The following is a 15,811-nucleotide window of genomic DNA, read 5'->3' as shown; positions in this document are numbered from 1 at the left end:
GGCCTGATTAAGGCCAACATCCCCACCCGCATGGCCTTCACTGTGCAAAGCCGCATCGACAGCCGCACCATCCTCGACCAAATGGGCGCGGAAGACCTGCTCAAATATGGCGATCTCCTCTTCCTCCAGCCCGGCAGCGCCGAGCCCGTGCGCCTGCAAGGCGCATTTGTGAGCGACCACGAAGTGCACGAAGTGGCCTCCTTTGCCAAACGCCAGCAGGGCGCCAACTACATCGAAGGCCTGCTCTCCGGCGAAGCCGCGCAAGAAACCGTAAACGCCGTCAACCCCAATGCCGGCAGCGACGAACTATTCGACCAAGCCGTTGCCTTCATTCTGGAAAGCCGCAAAACTTCCATCTCCTCGCTGCAACGCCAACTGCGCATCGGCTACAACCGCGCCGCCAACCTGATGCAGGCCTTGGAAGACGCAGGCATCGTCTCCCCCGCCGACGTAAGCGGGGCGCGTAAGATATTGGCCAGAAAGGATGATTTGTAGACAGTATTTTTCAGGTAGCCTTCTATCAAACAAATATAAAGGCTACCTGAAACCCTATTCAGCTTTTTCAGGTAGCCCACTAAAAACACACCCAAGGAACCCCCATGCCCCACTTCCAACCCGAGCCGCCGCACGGTGCACATCAGCAAGCCAGAGTCGGCATTCTGCTGATCAACCTCGGCACGCCGGCCGCGCCCACGCCCGAAGCCGTGCGCCCTTTCCTGCGCGAATTTTTATCCGACCAACGCGTGGTCGAGCTGCCGCGCCTGTTGTGGCAGCCCCTGCTGCGCGGCATCATCCTGCCTTTCCGCGCTAAAAAAAGCGCACACGGTTATCGCCAAATCTGGCAACACGAAGGCTCGCCCTTGGCCGTGATTACCGCCAAACAGGCTGCCGCCCTGCAAACCGAGCTGCCGCAAGTGCTGGTGGGGCACGCCATGTCCTACGGCGAGCCGGCCGTGGCCGACGCCATCGCCGCCATGAAAGCCCAAGGCGTAGACCGCCTGCTCGCTATCCCCCTCTATCCGCAATACGCCGCCAGCAGTAGCGGTGCCGCGCTAGATAAGGTATTGAACGAACTGCTCAAACAGCGCAACCAAATCAGCCTGCGCACCATCAGCCGTTTCTACAACCATCCCGACTACATCCAAGCCATGGCCGCGCATATCCGCGCCTACTGGCAGCAGCATGGCCGCGGCCAGCGCATACTGTTCAGCTTCCATGGCATCCCCGAAGCCTCCGTGCAGCAGGGCGACCCCTATGAAATCGAATGCCGAGCCAGCGCCCAACTGCTGGCCGAAGCCCTGCAACTCTCCGCCCAAGAGTGGTATATCAGCTTCCAAAGCCGCTTCGGCCGCGCCCGCTGGATAGGCCCGGCCACATCTGACCTGCTCACCGAACTGCCCGCCAAACAGCAAATCCGCGAGCTCGACGTATTCTGCCCCGGCTTCGTGAGCGACTGCCTGGAAACCCTGGAAGAGATCGCCATCCAAGGCCGCGAACAATTCCATGAAGCCGGCGGCCAAACCTTCCGCTTCATTCCCTGCCTCAACGACAACCCCGCCTTCATCGCCGCCCTGGCCGATATCGCTCAGGAAAATCTGGGCGGCTGGGTGTAGCGTGAGGCTACCTGAAAATATATAGCGGTTTAACAATGAACGGAGCCAGGCGGCGGGGCGTAGCAATACAGCCGGTAGCGGCAAGGCGAACCAACGCTGTAGCGTTTTTGTTCATCCGCCGTAACAAAGGCTACCTGAAACTTTCAGGTAGCCTTTGTTCTTATTCATACATAAAGTGGCGGCATACTTGTTTGCCGTTACGTTACGTTCCGTTCATTCGTCTGTCGACTCTGCCATCTCCATCAGGCTACCTGAAAATCAATATACTGCTTTCAGGCAGCCTTTCCCCATGCTCACTCAAACAACATCCCGGCCAAGCCCAATGCGTTGTTTACCATATGAATCAAAATCGGGTATTTCAAATCTTTGGTGTGCAGATAGGCCGCACCGAGCACCAGGCCCATGGCGAAATACAGCAGGAAATCGTAATGCACCGGCGGGCTGTGCAGGCTGCCGAAGACGAAGGCAGACAGCACCAGCAGCAGCCAGCGTTTGCCGCGGTTTTCGATGCTGCCGAAGCTTTGAAAAAAAATGCCGCGCAGCAGCAACTCTTCCAAAACCGGCGCAAACAGCACGATATAGGCCATCATCATCAGCGGGGCGCGTTGCAGCATTTCCATAACCATGCGTTGGTTTCGCAGGTTGTCCACGCTGCTTTCTACGCCCAGCGCGGCCATCAGCATTTCGTAGAGCGGATTGGTGGCCAGCATCAGCGCAATATAGCCCGCCGCCCACAGCAGTTTTTTGCCGGAAAACCGGCTTTTCCAATCATGGAAATAACCGTCTGCCTGCTTCAGGTAGAGCTGCAGATATAGCCTGCATATGGCCGCGGCGGCAACCGTAAACAGCAGTGCGGCCAAGGCCTGGGCGGCTAGGCTTTTACCCATGCCGCCGAGCAGCCAGGCCAATGTCGGCAGCACCTGCGTCAGCATCAGCAGGGGGATAAACTGTAAGAGTGAAATGAATTTATCCCGCACCGCAGCCTCCGGTTTTCGGCTTGCTGCCCAAGATATTAATTACTTTGCGTGCGGGTTTTTCAGGTAGCCCTTCGTCTTCGTCGTCGCGCGGGGCGTTAAAGGAAACGGTTTCGCTGTCGAAGGCCAAATCGCCGCCGTGTTTCAGGGTCTGACCACGTTGCAACCCCGCGAAATCAAACAGTTCGGTATCGGCCAAATGCGAGGGCACCACGTTTTGCAAGGCGGAAAACATGCTTTCGATGCGGCCGGGGAAGCGTTTGTCCCAGTCTTTCAGCATTTCGCTCACCACCTGCCGCTGCAGATTGGGCTGCGAGCCGCACAGGTTGCAGGGAATGATGGGGAATTGCTTGATTTCGGCGTATTTGATCAAGTCTTTTTCTTTCACATAGGCCAGCGGGCGGATCACGATGTGCTCGCCGTTGTCGCTCACCAGCTTGGGCGGCATGGCTTTGAGTTTGCCGCCGTAGAACATGTTTAAAAACAGGGTGGCAAGGATGTCGTCGCGGTGGTGGCCGAGCGCGATTTTGGTGCAGCCCAGCTCTTTGGCCGTGCGGTAGAGGATGCCGCGCCGCAGCCGGCTGCACAGCGAGCAGGTGGTTTTGCCTTCATCGAGTACGCGCTTCACGGTGGAATAGGTGTCTTCTTCCACAATTTTGAAGGGCACGCCGATAGAAGTCAGATATTCCGGCAACACGTGCTCGGGAAAGCCGGGCTGTTTTTGGTCGAGGTTTACTGCCACCAGCTCGAAATCGATCGGCGCGGAGGCTTGCAGGTGGCGCAGGATGTCTAAGAGGGCGTAGCTGTCTTTGCCGCCGGAGAGGCAGACCATGACTTTATCGCCCTGTTCAATCATATTGAAATCGTTAATCGCATGGCCCACGGCATGGCGCAGGCGTTTGTGCAGTTTGTTGGCTTCGTGTTCGTGTTTGGGTTTATTGGACATAATGGTGTGTTGGCAACGTAAAGTGCGGGATTGTAACGCAATGTAGGCTGATTTTATAGCAGGTAAAGTATCGGCCCGGCAGCTGAAAGTATGCAAAGAATACGGTACACTGCGTTTCGTTTTAAACAAAAAGCAGAGAAAGGAAACGAATGTTTGCAAATCGAGTGTTGGCCCTGTTGGCTGCCGTGTGGTTTGGCGCGTATCTTTTGGCCGGCTACGGTGTGGCGCCGCTATTGTTTCAATCTCTGCCCAAAGAGCAGGCCGGCAACCTGGCCGGTGTGCTGTTTAGCGCAGTGAACTATATCGGGCTGTTTGTGTGGGCCATCCTTTATTTGGCCGGCCTCTCGGCACAGAAACGCAGCTACGGCCAACACAGCAAACTCAGCTCGCGCACCGTCGCCCTCACCTGGCTGCTGCTGGCCATTTCACAATTTGCGCTGGTGCCGCTTATCCGTGCTCTGCGCAGCGGACAGACGCATTGGCTATCCAATCTGCTCGGCGGCGAGCTGTCTTTCTGGCACAGCATGTCCAGCAGCCTGTATGTGCTCATCAGCCTGCTCGGCCTGTTTTTAATCATGCGCCTATTGCGTTTTGAGTGGCAATAAGTCTGATTGAAAAGGCTACCTGAAAGTTTAGCCGCGTTTCAGGTAGCCTTTAACCGCTTGCCGCCCCATGCCCGCACTTATACAATGCGCCTCATCCCAACCCTTCAAAAATAAAGGAAACCCCATGCTGGCCAAACAAATCCTCGACGAACTTGCCGGAAAAATCGGCGGCGCCATCGCCGAAAGCCCGGTGAAAGACGTGGAAAAAAACGTGAAAACCCTGCTCGGCAGCACATTCGGCAAGCTCGATTTGGTAACGCGCGAAGAGTTCGACATCCAACAGCAGGTGCTCATCAAAACCCGCGAAAAACTGGCCGCCTTAGAAGCGCGCCTGGCCAAGCTGGAAGCCGACGCTCCGGCCGCCCTGCCCAACCCTTCCGAACAGCAATAGGAAGCGCAGCATGAGTTTGGCGGTGGTATACAGCCGAGCGCTCAGCGGCATGGCCGCGCCCTTGGTGGAAGTGGAAGCCCACTTGGCCAACGGCCTGCCCGCGTTCAATATCGTCGGCCTGCCCGACACTGAAGTGAAAGAAAGCCGCGACCGCGTGCGCGCCGCCATCATTCAAAGCGGCTTCGATTTTCCCGCCAAAAAAATCACTGTAAACCTTGCCCCGGCAGATCTGCCCAAAGAATCCGGCCGTTTCGACCTGCCGATTGCCGTGGGCATCCTTGCAGCCTCCGGCCAAATCGCTATTTCGCCCGAAGAATTGGCCAAATACGAACTGGCCGGCGAGCTGGCTCTGTCCGGCCTGCTGCGCCCGGTGCGCGGTGCGCTGGCCATGGTGTGGCAGAGCACGCAGGCGCAGCGCCGTTTTATTTTGCCGCAAGAAAGCGCCCAACAAGCCGCGCTGATTGAACGCGCCGAAGTATTGGCTGCCGAAAGCCTGGTGGCCGTGGCGGCACACCTCAACGGTATCGCCGCCCTCCCCCGCTGCCAAGCCAATACCGATGCAGCTGAAGAAGCACCCTATCCCGACCTGCAAGACGTAAAAGGCCAGCACACCGCGCGGCTCGCGCTTGAAATTGCCGCTGCCGGCGGCCACAGTATCCTGATGAGCGGTCCGCCCGGCACCGGAAAATCCATGCTGGCGCAACGCCTGCCCGGCATCCTGCCGCTACTCTCCGACGACGAAATCACCGAAACCTGGGCACTGCGTTCGCTGCTGCCCCAGCAACACAGTTTCTCCCGCCGCCGCCCCTTCCGTTCGCCGCACCACAGCGCCAGTGCCGCCGCCATGGTGGGCGGCGGTTCCGATCCCAAGCCCGGCGAAATTTCCCTGGCGCACAACGGCGTATTGTTTCTCGACGAATTGCCCGAATTCGACCGCAAGGTGCTGGAAATGCTGCGCGAGCCGCTGGAAAACGGCCTTATCCACATTTCCCGCGCCAGCCGCCAAGCCACCTATCCCGCCCGCTTCCAGCTGGTCGCCGCCATGAATCCCTGCCCTTGCGGCTACCTCGGCCACCCCGCCAAACCCTGCCGCTGCACGCCCGAAAGCATTGCCCGTTATCGCGGCAAAATTTCCGGCCCGCTTCTGGACAGGATTGATTTGATTATCGAAGTGCCCGCCCTCTCCGCCGCCGAGCTCACCCAGGCCGCACCCGGCGAGCCCAGCGCCGCCGTGCGGGAACGCGTACTGGCCGCGCGCGAGCGCCAACAGCGGCGGCAAGGCAAAAGCAACGCCCTACTCAACGTAACCGAACTGGACGAGCTGGCCGCCATCGAGCCCGAAGCCAAAGCCGCCCTCTCCGCCGTGTTGGAAAAACTCTCGCTTTCCGCCCGCAGCTACCACCGCATCCTACGCATCGCCCGCACCCTGGCCGACTTGGCCGGCAGCGACACCGTAAACCAGCGCCACGTGATGCAGGCCGTGAGCTTCCGCCGCACCCCGTCTTGAAAAGACGGCTGGCCGTAAGTACACACAGCCGGGCGAACCAATGCAACAGTATGCCCCATTTAGATTCACTCTTTAAAGAAACGGATTTTCAGGCAGCCTCCCCCCGTGCTTCCCCCAGGCTACCTGAAACCGCCCGTCTGCCTGAAAGAACATGTAAAAAGCTTCCGCCGCAGCAAACGGTTTTGATAAAATGCGGCACCTTTTTAGCAATCCATTTCCCCCATGCAAAACAAACCCTACGGTAAAGGCCTTTCCGGCTTTATATTCGGCCTCCTGCTTGCCACCCTCATCATCGGCGTGGTTTTGTATTTCCTCAACAACACGCCCTCCGGCATCAAACAGCCCGAAGCGCCGAAAACCGAAATCCAGCCCGAAATCCTCACGCCGCGCCAAGAGCGCCAGCCCGAACAGCGCCCGAGCGACACCACCGCCGGTTCCGACAGAGGCCGTTACGCCCTGCCGCCCGGCGACATCACCGACAAACCGCCCGTAGCCGCCTCCGTGCCGCAGCAGGCCAGCACCCCTGCGCAACGCCAGGAGGAGAAACCCGCGCAGGAAGATAAACCCGTACAAACCAAACCGCGCGAACCGCAGCGCAAGCCTGAACCGGAAGCCAAGCCCACGCCTGAACAGATTTTGGAAAGCGGCAACGTAGAGCGTGCCCGCGAGCAAGCCCGCCGCCAGCGGCGTGAAGCCGAAGCCAAAGCGGCACGCGAAGCCGAGGCTAAAGCTGCCGAGCAGCGTGCCCAACGTAATGCCGAAGCGCACAGCGGCGGCAACGGCCGCTATATCGTGCAGATGGGCTCCTACAACAACCCGCAAGCCGCCGACACCCAACGCGCCAAACTCGCCATGCTCGGCGTGAACGCCCGCGTGGCCAGCAGCAAACGCAGCGACGGCCAAACCGTATATCGCATCCAAAGCGGCCGCCTCAGCCGTGCCGAAGCCCAAGCCCTCAGCGACAAATTGCGCGGCAACGGCATCGACACCCTCCCCCGCCAAGCCGATTAACCCCATCCTCCTTCCATCCTTAAATAACGAAAGATTAAAATGAAACTGAAAGCCCTGATCCTCTCCGCACTCACTGTCTTCGCCGTCACTGCTGCCCAAGCCAAAGCCGTGGAAGGCACCGACTACATTGTGCGCAGCAATGTGATCAAACCCGTGCATTCCGACAAAATCGAAGTAACCGAATTCTTCGGCTATTTCTGCATCCACTGCCAACACCTTGAACCGACTATCGAACAGCAAAGCAAACGCTTCGCCTCCGACACCGTATTGCGCCAAGAGCACGTGGTGTGGCAGCCTGCCCACCAAACCCTCGCCCGTCTGGCTGCTGCCGTGAAATCCACCGGCCTCTCCCGCCAAGCCAATCAGGCCATCTTCAAAGCCCTGATGGACGGCGTTGTAACCGACGAAACCAGCCTGAAAAACTGGATTCAGCAGCAACCCTACGGCAGCCGCCTGCTCGCCGCCTATAACAGCCCGCAGGCCGCCGCAGCCGCCCAAACCATGCAGCAGCAAACCGTTACCTACAACATCACCAAAACCCCGACGGTGGTGGTGGGTGGCAAATACGAGCTGACCGACTCCAAAAACATGGCCGTGATGCAAGAGCTGATTGAAAAAGTACGCGCCGAACGCGGCATGCCCGCTCCTGCTCCGCGCACCATAGTGCGCAGCCGCGGCGCAGCCATCGCCGGCCAAGCCAACCGCTAAAGCGGCACATCAATTTTCAGGTAGCCCGTACTCCGATACAGGCTACCTGAAAAACATTGACCCCACGTTTTAAGAGTTTGACCAATGAACCTGCTCCTCGCCTTCAAAGCCCTCTTCCTCGGCATCATCGAAGGCCTCACCGAATTTCTGCCTATTTCCAGCACCGGCCACCTGATTGTGGCCGGCAGCCTCATCGGCTTCGATGCCGAAAGCCATGCCGTATTCAACATCGCCATCCAGCTCGGTGCCATCCTTGCCGTGGTGTATGAATACCGCGCCCGCTTTACCCATGTGCTCACCCATATCGGCAAAGACCGGCTGGCCAACCGCTTCGTGCTCAACCTGGCCATCGCCTTCATTCCTGCCGCCGCCATCGGCCTGCTGCTCAACGACTTCATCGAAAAAGTGCTGTTCAACCCCGTGAGCGTGGCTGCGGCGCTGGTGGTGGGCGGCTTTTTGATTTTGTGGATTGAAAAACGGCAAAGCCGCGTACCGCCGAAAGTGCGCAGTGTGGACGATATGCGCCCGCGTGATGCGCTGGCCGTAGGCCTATTTCAAATTTTAGCTCTGATTCCCGGCACTTCCCGCTCCGGCAGCACCATCATGGGCGGCATGGTGTGGGGGCTCGACCGCAAAACCGCCACCGAATTTTCCTTCTTCCTCGCCGTGCCGATTATGGTGGCCGCCTCCGGCTACAGCATTTTAAAAAACCTCAGCGCCTTTTCCTCGCAGGAGCTCGGCCTCATCGCCATCGGCTTTGCCGCCGCTTTTGCTTCCGGCCTCATCGCCGTAAAAGCCCTGCTGCGTTTTGTGTCCAGCAAAAATTTTGTGCCCTTCGCCTACTACCGCATCATCTTCGGCGGCATCATCCTGCTCACTTGGCTGTGCGGCTGGGTGAATTGGTAGAACAGCCAATCAGGCAAGGCTGGCTGAAACAGACTCATTTATCTTTTTCAGGTAGCCTCAACCCAAAAACAATAAAGGCTACCTGAAACAAATAACGCAAGTTAAAGCAAAGCTAAAACGGCTATGCTATTTTTCAGGTAGCCTCCGCACCAAGGCTGCCTCCCACTCTAACCATGAAATACAAATCCATTCTCTTCGGCCTAGCTGCCCTCCTCGCCATCCTGTTCGGCCTGTCCTCCTGCGCCAAGCAAGCCTTTTATTATCCCGACCATGCCGACTACGGCTCGCCCGCCCAATCCGGCCTGCCCTACGAAAACGTCTCATTCCAAAGCGCCGACGGCACACGCCTGCACGGCTGGTTTGTGCACGCACGCGGCGTGGCTGATGCCAAGCAAGCCCGCGCCACCATCATCCACTTCCACGGCAACGCGCAAAACCTCACCGCCCACTGGCAGGCCGTGAAATGGCTGCCCGAACACGGCTACAACGTTTTCCTGTTCGACTATCGCGGCTACGGCCAATCTGAAGGCGAGCCCAGCCCCGAAGGCCTGTTTGCCGACAGCAACGCCGCGTTGGATTATGTGCGCAGCCGCCCCGATGTCAACCCCGAACGCCTGCTCGTGTTCGGCCAGAGCCTGGGCGGCACCAACGCCATTGCCGTGGTGGGCGCAGGCAACAAAGCCGGCGTGCGCGCCGTGGCCATCGAATCCACCTTCTCTTCTTATTCCAGCATCGCCAACGACAAACTCCCCGGTGCCGGCATCCTAGTGGGCAACCGCTACAGCGCCCGCCGCTTCGTGGCGCAAATCAGCCCCATCCCCCTGCTGCTGATGCACGGCACCGCCGACCAAGTCATCCCCGCCAAACACTCGCAAATCCTATTCGATCTCGCCCAAGAGCCCAAACAGCTGATCCTCATCCCCAACGGCACCCACCTCGGCCTCTCCGGCCTGGGCGGCTACGAAACGCAGCTGCTGGATTTCTTCAACCGACATAGCGAATAAAGCCGGAAAACGCGTATAGCAGCACTCCTGTAATTGCAGCCAGGGAGTGCCACTATTTTTCTTTTTCAACATTCCGTTTTTTCAGGTAGCCCTTGCCGCCGAAATCAGCGTAAAATTGCCCCGGCATTACCCTTTCCATATTAATTGTTCCACCCGATAAAAAAGGAAGACACCCATGTTTCGGCACGTTGAGTTCTACCCCGGCGATCCCATCCTCGGCCTGATGGAAAAATACAACCAAGACCCGCGCAGCGAGAAAGTAAACCTCGGCGTGGGCGTTTATTACGACGGCGAAGGCCGCCTGCCCGTGCTCGAGTGCGTGAAAACCGTTGAACGCGCCCTTGCCGAGAGCCCGCGCCCGCGCGGCTACCTGCCCATGGAAGGCCTGGCCGCCTACCGCAGCGCCTGCCAAAACCTGCTGTTCGGTGCCGACCATCCCGCCGTAAAAGAAGGCCGCATCGCCACCATCCAATCGCTCGGCGGCTCCGGCGCGCTGCGCGTGGGTGCCGATTTTATCCACGCCTGGTTTCCGCAGGCCAAGTGCTACGTGAGCGACCCAACCTGGGGCAACCACATCGGCATTTTTGAAGGCGCCGGCTTCGAAGTGGGCAAATATCCCTACTACGACCCCGCCACCATCGGTGTGAAATTCGAAGAAATGAAAGCCTTCTTCCGCACGCTCAAGCAACACGACGTAGTGGTGCTGCACCCCTGCTGCCACAACCCCACCGGTGTGGATTTGAGCCGCAGCCAATGGGACGAAATCCTGCAAATCGTGAAAGAAGTCGGCCTCATCCCCTTTATGGACATCGCCTACCAAGGCTTCGCCGAAGACATGGCAAGCGACGTTTACGCCATCCGCCGCGCCGTCGAACTCGGCTTGTCTGTTTTCATCAGCAACTCCTTCTCCAAAAACCTCTCGCTCTATGGCGAACGCGTGGGCGGCCTCTCCGTGGTGTGCCCCAGCGCCGAAGAAGCCAAGCTCGTGCTCGGCCAGCTCAAATTCACCGTACGCCGCATTTATTCCAGCCCCCCTGCCCACGGCGGCTTCGTGGTGGACGGCGTGATGAATAACGCAACCCTGTTCAAACAATGGGAAGGCGAAGTGTATGAAATGCGCGACCGCATCCGCGCCATGCGCCAAAAACTGCAGGAAGTGCTCAGCGCCAAAGTGCCCGGCCGCGATTTCAGCTATTTCACCAAACAGCGCGGCATGTTCAGCTTCACCGGCCTTTCTCCCGAACAGGTGGAACGCCTGCAGGGCGAATTTGCCATTTATATGGTGAGCAACGGCCGCATGTGCGTAGCCGGCCTGAACGAGCAGAATATCGACTACGTGGCCAATGCCTTCGCCGAAGTATTGAAATAAACGCAGGCAGGCTTGAATAAGAAGGCTACCTGAAAACGGTGTAGACCGATTTTCAGGTAGCCTTTCCCCAAAGCGCCCAATCTCACCGAGAAAACCATGAAGAAACCCGCCAGAAGCCATATCAAACTCTTGATCAAGAGTTTGCTGATAACCCTCATCTTGCTGATATTAGCAGGCTATTTCCTGATTACTCTCACCCAAAGCAAGTATTATTCCATCAACCTGCTGCACAACAACCAATCTGGCACCCCATATCTGGAAAAACTCGAAATCAACAATAAAACCTACATCATCAACCAAGACATACCGCCCGACAGCACCCCTTCTCATTTCGATGAGAGCAGATCGATCCTGGATTTTAAAGGAAAAAGCAGGCTGAATATCACCTTCACCATCCGAAACAAAGAAAACCATCAAATCATCACACCATCTTGCAGCGTAACATTTGAAGCAGAGGTGAATTACTGTTTCCTGCACGCATATTTGAAAAATGATCAAGTGTTCTGTATTTGCAATTTCTAGAGCAAGCTTCACGCCGCCAGTGCCAACTATTTTTCAGGTAGCCCCAAGCCGCGCAAAGGCTACCTGAAAACATCCCGCCTCCCCTCATCAGAAAGCCCTGCCATGCCAGCCATCCGACGCATCTACGGCTACACGCCCTCTGCCGTCCCCGCCATTTTCTGCGACCGCCTCTACCCGCGCGGCATCCGCAAAGAAACCTTCGCCGCCGTGCAGTGGCTCAAAGACATTGCGCCTTCCACCGAGCTGCGCCGCTGGTATCACGCCGCACCGCAAGAGCGTTTCCCCGAATTTGCCGCCCGCTACACCGAAGAGCTGCAAAGCGGCAGCGCCCATGCCGCGCTGCTGGCGCTGAAAACGCAGCTTGCCGCCGCGCCGGATACCGTGTTGCTCACCGCCGTGCGCTGCCCGCAGCAGAGCCATCTTTCAGTATTGGCCGAGGTGTTGGGCTGGAAAAAGGTGGATTGGGGCGATGGCGCTTGAGGCGTTTGAACTGTTTTAACTTCGTTGAAGCTCACACTTTCAGGTAGCCTCAAACGCCGCATTCTCGGTAAAATAGAGCTTTCATCCCATTCACACACACACCGTATGAATATTTTCGACACCGCCCTGCCCGATGTGAAAATCATCGAGCCAGAAGCCCACGGCGACGAGCGCGGCTTCTTTATGGAAACCTTCCGCGACAACTGGTTTCGCGAGCACATCGGCCACCACACTTTCGTGCAGGAAAACCACTCCCGCTCCGAGCATGGCGTGCTGCGCGGCCTGCACTATCAAACCGTTTGCCCGCAAGGCAAGCTGGTGCGCGTGGTGGCGGGCAGCGTGTTCGACGTGGCCGTGGATTTGCGCCGCTCCTCGCCCACTTTCGGCCATTGGGTGGGCGCAGTGCTTTCTGCCGAAAACCGCTACCAAATGTGGATTCCGCCCGGCTTCGCACACGGCTTCTACACCACCGACAGCCACGCCGACATCGTGTATAAATGCACCAACTACTACCAGCCCGACCACGAACACACCCTGTTTTGGCACGACCCCGCCGTGGGCATCGACTGGCCGCTGGCCGCCCCGCCGCTGCTTTCCGGCAAAGATGCCGCCGGCAGTCTGCTGGCACAGGCCGTATTATTCGATTAAAGGCTACCTGAAACCATGAAACTCATCATCCTCGACCGCGACGGCGTGCTCAACCAAGACCGCGACGATTTTGTGAAATCCGAAGACGAATGGATTCCCCTGCCCGGCAGCATGGATGCCGTGGCGCTGTTCAAACAGGCCGACTATACCGTTGTAATCGCCACCAACCAATCCGGCATCGGCCGCCGCTATTTTTCCATGCAAGACCTCAACGAAATGCACGAAAAAATGCACCGCCTGGCCAATGAAGCCGGCGGCAGCATCGACGGCATCTGGTTTTGCCCGCACACCGATGCCGACCACTGCTCCTGCCGCAAGCCCAAGCCCGGCATGGTGGAAGACATCCTCAACCGCTTCAACACCGACGCACGCGGCGTGTATCTCGTGGGCGACAGCCTGCGCGATTTGCAAGCCATCGACGCCGTGGGCGGCCTGCCCGTGCTCGTGCTCACCGGCAAAGGCAAGAAAACCCTCGCCGCCGGCGGGCTACCTGAAAACACCCAAGTGTTTGACGATCTGCTTGCCTTCGCCCACCACCTCATCCAAACCGGCGACGAACAGGAGGCCTAATGTTCTCACTCTGGATACGCAACCTCACCTACTGGCTGCTGATGGCCATCATCACGCCGCCCCTGTTCCTCTTGATGCTGCTCACCGCCCCCATCCCGGGCGCCCTCCACGCCCTCGCCACCCGCTGGGCGCTGATGCTGATGTGGCTCCTGGAAAACATCGTCGGCCTCAAATACCGCGTGGAAGGCGCAGAAAACATCCCAGCAGGCCCCGCCATTATCTGCTGCAAACACCAATCCGGCTGGGAAACGCTGGCCACGCAGAAAATCTTCCCGCCCCAGGTATTCGTAGCCAAGCGCGAGCTGTTCCGCATTCCCTTCTTCGGCTGGGGGCTCAAGCTCGCCGGCACCATCGGCATCGACCGCCGCAACCCCGGCAAAGCCTCCGCCCAAATCATCGAGCAAGGCAGCAAACGCAAAGCGCAAGGCTATTGGATCACCATTTTCCCCGAAGGCACGCGCATGCCGCCCGGCAGCAAAGGCCGCTATAAGAGTGGCGCCGCCCGTACCGCCCAGCTGCTGGAAATGGACATCGTGCCCGTTGCCCTCAACAGCGGCGAATTTTGGCCAAAAAACTCTTTCCTCAAACATCCCGGTGAAATCAGCGTCATCATTTGCCCGCCGATTAAACACGATTCCGGCAGCATCACCGAGCTCACCGCCGCCATCGAAGAAACCATCGAAAGCCAAATGCCCCGCATCACCGGCCGCGGCCCCTGCTACGGCGGCGCCAAACTGAGCAGCGAACAGCAAGGCAGCGCAGTATGAAGCCGAATATGGATGGCGATACCATCGGGGCCATCGTCTTCGCCCTGGCCTCCCTTCTCTTCGTGTGGCGTTATCTTGCCGCCGATTTGCGGCATAGCGAAATCCGCCCCATTTGGCGGCAGATCCTGATCGGTAGCGGCATTGCCGTCATCATTGCCAGTCTGCTGTATTATTTGGGCATCTTCGGCTAAAACCGCCCTTGGATAAGTTTTCAGGTAGCCTTGAAGGCTACCTGAAAATATTTCTGTGTACTCTGTGGCAAGCTGCACCTTGCGCTCACAAGCAGCAAAAGGCCATAGCAAGCCGAATTGACTTTCGATACCAGGCGGTGAGCCGCAGACAATACAGAAATCCAGCAAGGCAAACCAACGCAATAGCGAAAGTTAAGTTGGTTCGCTACACCTGAAACCCGCCTGCTGCGTTTTTTAACTGCGCTTTAGCTTCGCAGAAACTCACTTCGTTCGCTTTAACTGCGTTGAAGCTCACGCTTTCAGGTAGCCTATCCCATGCCTGCCGATTACAATAGCCTTTTCCCCTGACAACAAAACACCAGCCCGCCATGAACCCACACCTATCCCAACTCCAGCCCTACCCCTTTGCCCGCCTGCGCGAAGCGATGCAAGGCGTGAGCGCACCCGAGGGCGTTGTGCCCGTGCCGCTGCAAATCGGCGAGCCCAAACACCCTGCCCCCGCCGTGATTACCGATGCGCTCACCGCCGCCCTGCCGCGCCTCGATGCCTATCCGCAAACCGCCGGCCTGCCCGAGCTGCGCCAAGCCTGTGCCGGCTTCCTGCAACGTCGCTACGGCCTCGCGCTCGATCCCAGCAGCGAAATCCTGCCCGTGCTGGGCAGCCGCGAAGCCCTGTTTTCCTTCGTGCAAGCGGTGTTGGGCGGTAACGATCAGGAACAACCCGTGGTGGTGTGCCCCAATCCGTTTTATCAGATTTACGAAGGCGCCGCGCTCCTGGCCGGGGCGGAAACTGCGTTTGCCAACTGCCGCGCCCCACACTTCAAGCCCGATTGGGGCAGCATTCCTGAGACCGTGTGGCAGCGCGTGAAACTGGTATTCGTTTGTTCGCCGCACAACCCCTGCGGCAGTGTGATGCAAAAAGCCGACTGGGCAGAACTCTTTGAATTGCAAAGCCGCTACGGCTTCATCATCGCCGCCGACGAATGCTATTCCGAAATTTATTTCGAAGGCGAACCTCCCATCGGCTGCCTGCAGGCTGCTGCCGAATTGGGGCGAGGTTTCAGCAAACTGGTGATGTTCACCAGCCTCTCCAAACGCTCCAACGTGCCCGGCCTGCGCTCCGGTTTCGTGGCCGGCGATGCCGCGCTGCTCAAAGATTTCCTGCTCTACCGCACCTACCACGGCAGCGCCATGGGCATTCCCGTGCAGATGGCCAGCATCGCCGCCTGGAACGATGAAACGCATGTGTTAGAAAACCGCCGCCTGTATCAGGAAAAATTTGCCCGCGTGCTGCCGATTCTGGCGCAGGGCTTTGAGGTAACGCGGCCGGATGCTTCGTTCTATATTTGGCTGCAAGCGCCGGATGGCGACGATTTGACCTTCGCCCGCACCCTGTGGCGCGAAGCCGCTATCCAAGTGCTGCCCGGCCGTTTTCTGGCACGCGACACCGCGCAAGGCAACCCCGGCGCTGGCTATGTGCGCATCGCGCTGGTCGCCCCCGTGGCCGACTGCGTGGCGGCAGCAGAGAAGATCGTGGCAATCCGCCGGCGTTGCTACCCATAGCATCAATAGGCTACCTGAAAGCGTGAGCTTCAACGCA

The 15,811-nt window shown here is 58.4% G+C and carries 19 protein-coding genes; 17 read left to right on the top strand and 2 right to left on the bottom strand.

The window, feature by feature from the left end; all coding sequences use genetic code 11:
• Together HMPREF2796_RS06390 and hemH are read left to right on the top strand one after the other, a co-directional pair.
• Positions 1-495, top strand: a 495-nt coding sequence (locus HMPREF2796_RS06390; protein ID WP_305765348.1) for a DNA translocase FtsK, incomplete at its 5' end; no start/stop codon positions are given.
• 104 nt (positions 496-599) lie between these two features.
• On the top strand, positions 600-1,613 hold the full coding sequence (gene hemH, locus HMPREF2796_RS06385; protein ID WP_070632035.1) for a ferrochelatase: 1,014 nt from the start codon (positions 600-602) through the stop codon (positions 1,611-1,613).
• A 293-nt stretch (positions 1,614-1,906) separates the two neighbouring features.
• On the opposite strand, the gene HMPREF2796_RS06380 is transcribed toward hemH, so the two are convergent.
• Both HMPREF2796_RS06380 and ttcA read right to left on the bottom strand, forming a co-directional pair.
• A complete protein-coding gene (locus HMPREF2796_RS06380; protein ID WP_070632032.1) occupies positions 1,907-2,590 on the bottom strand; it encodes a CPBP family intramembrane glutamic endopeptidase in 684 nt (227 codons plus the stop codon).
• The gene (ttcA, locus tag HMPREF2796_RS06375; RefSeq protein ID WP_070632029.1) at positions 2,580-3,533 is read right to left on the bottom strand and encodes a tRNA 2-thiocytidine(32) synthetase TtcA; all 954 of its coding nucleotides are present in this window, start codon (positions 3,531-3,533) and stop codon (positions 2,580-2,582) included. Before ttcA ends, HMPREF2796_RS06380 begins: the two co-directional genes overlap by 11 nt.
• 149 nt (positions 3,534-3,682) lie before the next feature.
• Here ttcA and HMPREF2796_RS06370 point away from each other — a divergent pair, with 149 nt between their 5' ends.
• The 15 genes from HMPREF2796_RS06370 (at position 3,683) to dapC (ending at position 15,774) form a co-directional block, all read left to right on the top strand.
• The gene (locus HMPREF2796_RS06370; protein WP_070632026.1) at positions 3,683-4,138 is read left to right on the top strand and encodes a DUF4149 domain-containing protein; all 456 of its coding nucleotides are present in this window, start codon (positions 3,683-3,685) and stop codon (positions 4,136-4,138) included.
• A gap of 124 nt (positions 4,139-4,262) precedes the next feature.
• Positions 4,263-4,529, top strand: coding sequence for an accessory factor UbiK family protein (locus HMPREF2796_RS06365; RefSeq protein ID WP_070632021.1), 267 nt, complete (start codon positions 4,263-4,265; stop codon positions 4,527-4,529).
• 10 nt (positions 4,530-4,539) lie between these two features.
• Positions 4,540-6,036, top strand: a complete 1,497-nt coding sequence (locus HMPREF2796_RS06360; protein WP_070632019.1) for a YifB family Mg chelatase-like AAA ATPase — start codon at positions 4,540-4,542, stop codon at positions 6,034-6,036.
• Positions 6,037-6,258: 222 nt separating this feature from the next.
• Positions 6,259-7,047 (top strand): SPOR domain-containing protein, encoded by a 789-nt coding sequence (locus HMPREF2796_RS06355; protein WP_070632017.1) that lies wholly within the window; start codon positions 6,259-6,261, stop codon positions 7,045-7,047.
• A 39-nt stretch (positions 7,048-7,086) separates the two neighbouring features.
• Positions 7,087-7,755, top strand: a complete 669-nt coding sequence (locus tag HMPREF2796_RS06350; protein ID WP_070632014.1) for a thiol:disulfide interchange protein DsbA/DsbL — start codon at positions 7,087-7,089, stop codon at positions 7,753-7,755.
• A gap of 84 nt (positions 7,756-7,839) precedes the next feature.
• Positions 7,840-8,661 (top strand): undecaprenyl-diphosphate phosphatase, encoded by an 822-nt coding sequence (locus HMPREF2796_RS06345; RefSeq protein ID WP_070632011.1) that lies wholly within the window; start codon positions 7,840-7,842, stop codon positions 8,659-8,661.
• A gap of 173 nt (positions 8,662-8,834) precedes the next feature.
• Positions 8,835-9,665, top strand: coding sequence for an alpha/beta hydrolase (locus HMPREF2796_RS06340; RefSeq protein ID WP_070632009.1), 831 nt, complete (start codon positions 8,835-8,837; stop codon positions 9,663-9,665).
• A gap of 175 nt (positions 9,666-9,840) precedes the next feature.
• Entirely contained in the window at positions 9,841-11,034 is a 1,194-nt protein-coding gene (locus HMPREF2796_RS06335; RefSeq protein WP_070632008.1) for an amino acid aminotransferase, read from the top strand.
• Between the two features lie 96 nt (positions 11,035-11,130).
• Complete coding sequence (locus HMPREF2796_RS11530; RefSeq protein ID WP_070632006.1) at positions 11,131-11,556, top strand: hypothetical protein; 426 nt, start codon at positions 11,131-11,133, stop codon at positions 11,554-11,556.
• Between the two features lie 102 nt (positions 11,557-11,658).
• A complete protein-coding gene (locus tag HMPREF2796_RS06325; RefSeq protein WP_070632003.1) occupies positions 11,659-12,036 on the top strand; it encodes a DUF488 domain-containing protein in 378 nt (125 codons plus the stop codon).
• A 105-nt stretch (positions 12,037-12,141) separates the two neighbouring features.
• Positions 12,142-12,684, top strand: a complete 543-nt coding sequence (rfbC, locus tag HMPREF2796_RS06320; protein WP_049258691.1) for a dTDP-4-dehydrorhamnose 3,5-epimerase — start codon at positions 12,142-12,144, stop codon at positions 12,682-12,684.
• Positions 12,685-12,699: 15 nt separating this feature from the next.
• Positions 12,700-13,254, top strand: a complete 555-nt coding sequence (gene gmhB, locus HMPREF2796_RS06315) for a D-glycero-beta-D-manno-heptose 1,7-bisphosphate 7-phosphatase (RefSeq protein ID WP_067524789.1) — start codon at positions 12,700-12,702, stop codon at positions 13,252-13,254.
• Positions 13,254-14,021, top strand: a complete 768-nt coding sequence (locus HMPREF2796_RS06310; protein ID WP_049258689.1) for a lysophospholipid acyltransferase family protein — start codon at positions 13,254-13,256, stop codon at positions 14,019-14,021. The genes gmhB and HMPREF2796_RS06310 overlap by 1 nt, the downstream gene beginning before the upstream one ends.
• A complete protein-coding gene (locus tag HMPREF2796_RS06305; RefSeq protein WP_070632000.1) occupies positions 14,018-14,212 on the top strand; it encodes a hypothetical protein in 195 nt (64 codons plus the stop codon). The genes HMPREF2796_RS06310 and HMPREF2796_RS06305 overlap by 4 nt, the downstream gene beginning before the upstream one ends.
• A 368-nt stretch (positions 14,213-14,580) precedes the next feature.
• The gene (gene dapC, locus HMPREF2796_RS06300; RefSeq protein ID WP_070631996.1) at positions 14,581-15,774 is read left to right on the top strand and encodes a succinyldiaminopimelate transaminase; all 1,194 of its coding nucleotides are present in this window, start codon (positions 14,581-14,583) and stop codon (positions 15,772-15,774) included.
• The last annotated feature ends 37 nt before the right edge of the window (positions 15,775-15,811 follow it).

The sequence above is a fragment of the Eikenella sp. HMSC071B05 genome (assembly GCF_001811325.1).
Lineage (GTDB): Bacteria > Pseudomonadota > Gammaproteobacteria > Burkholderiales > Neisseriaceae > Eikenella > Eikenella corrodens.
Note: the sequence above shows the minus strand (reverse complement) of the source record. Positions and strands in the feature narration are given on the sequence as shown.

Bases quoted from the DNA above. Each gene is read 5' to 3' on its own strand.
- hemH (WP_070632035.1), top strand. From the start codon at position 600: ATGCCCCACTTCCAACCCGAGCCGCCGCACGGTGCACATCAGCAAGCC.
- ttcA (WP_070632029.1), bottom strand. From the start codon at position 3,533: ATGTCCAATAAACCCAAACACGAACACGAAGCCAACAAACTGCACAAA.
- HMPREF2796_RS06370 (WP_070632026.1), top strand. From the start codon at position 3,683: ATGTTTGCAAATCGAGTGTTGGCCCTGTTGGCTGCCGTGTGGTTTGGC.
- HMPREF2796_RS06365 (WP_070632021.1), top strand. From the start codon at position 4,263: ATGCTGGCCAAACAAATCCTCGACGAACTTGCCGGAAAAATCGGCGGC.
- HMPREF2796_RS06360 (WP_070632019.1), top strand. From the start codon at position 4,540: ATGAGTTTGGCGGTGGTATACAGCCGAGCGCTCAGCGGCATGGCCGCG.
- HMPREF2796_RS06355 (WP_070632017.1), top strand. From the start codon at position 6,259: ATGCAAAACAAACCCTACGGTAAAGGCCTTTCCGGCTTTATATTCGGC.
- HMPREF2796_RS06350 (WP_070632014.1), top strand. From the start codon at position 7,087: ATGAAACTGAAAGCCCTGATCCTCTCCGCACTCACTGTCTTCGCCGTC.
- HMPREF2796_RS06345 (WP_070632011.1), top strand. From the start codon at position 7,840: ATGAACCTGCTCCTCGCCTTCAAAGCCCTCTTCCTCGGCATCATCGAA.
- HMPREF2796_RS06340 (WP_070632009.1), top strand. From the start codon at position 8,835: ATGAAATACAAATCCATTCTCTTCGGCCTAGCTGCCCTCCTCGCCATC.
- HMPREF2796_RS06335 (WP_070632008.1), top strand. From the start codon at position 9,841: ATGTTTCGGCACGTTGAGTTCTACCCCGGCGATCCCATCCTCGGCCTG.
- HMPREF2796_RS11530 (WP_070632006.1), top strand. From the start codon at position 11,131: ATGAAGAAACCCGCCAGAAGCCATATCAAACTCTTGATCAAGAGTTTG.
- HMPREF2796_RS06325 (WP_070632003.1), top strand. From the start codon at position 11,659: ATGCCAGCCATCCGACGCATCTACGGCTACACGCCCTCTGCCGTCCCC.
- rfbC (WP_049258691.1), top strand. From the start codon at position 12,142: ATGAATATTTTCGACACCGCCCTGCCCGATGTGAAAATCATCGAGCCA.
- gmhB (WP_067524789.1), top strand. From the start codon at position 12,700: ATGAAACTCATCATCCTCGACCGCGACGGCGTGCTCAACCAAGACCGC.
- HMPREF2796_RS06310 (WP_049258689.1), top strand. From the start codon at position 13,254: ATGTTCTCACTCTGGATACGCAACCTCACCTACTGGCTGCTGATGGCC.
- HMPREF2796_RS06305 (WP_070632000.1), top strand. From the start codon at position 14,018: ATGAAGCCGAATATGGATGGCGATACCATCGGGGCCATCGTCTTCGCC.
- dapC (WP_070631996.1), top strand. From the start codon at position 14,581: ATGAACCCACACCTATCCCAACTCCAGCCCTACCCCTTTGCCCGCCTG.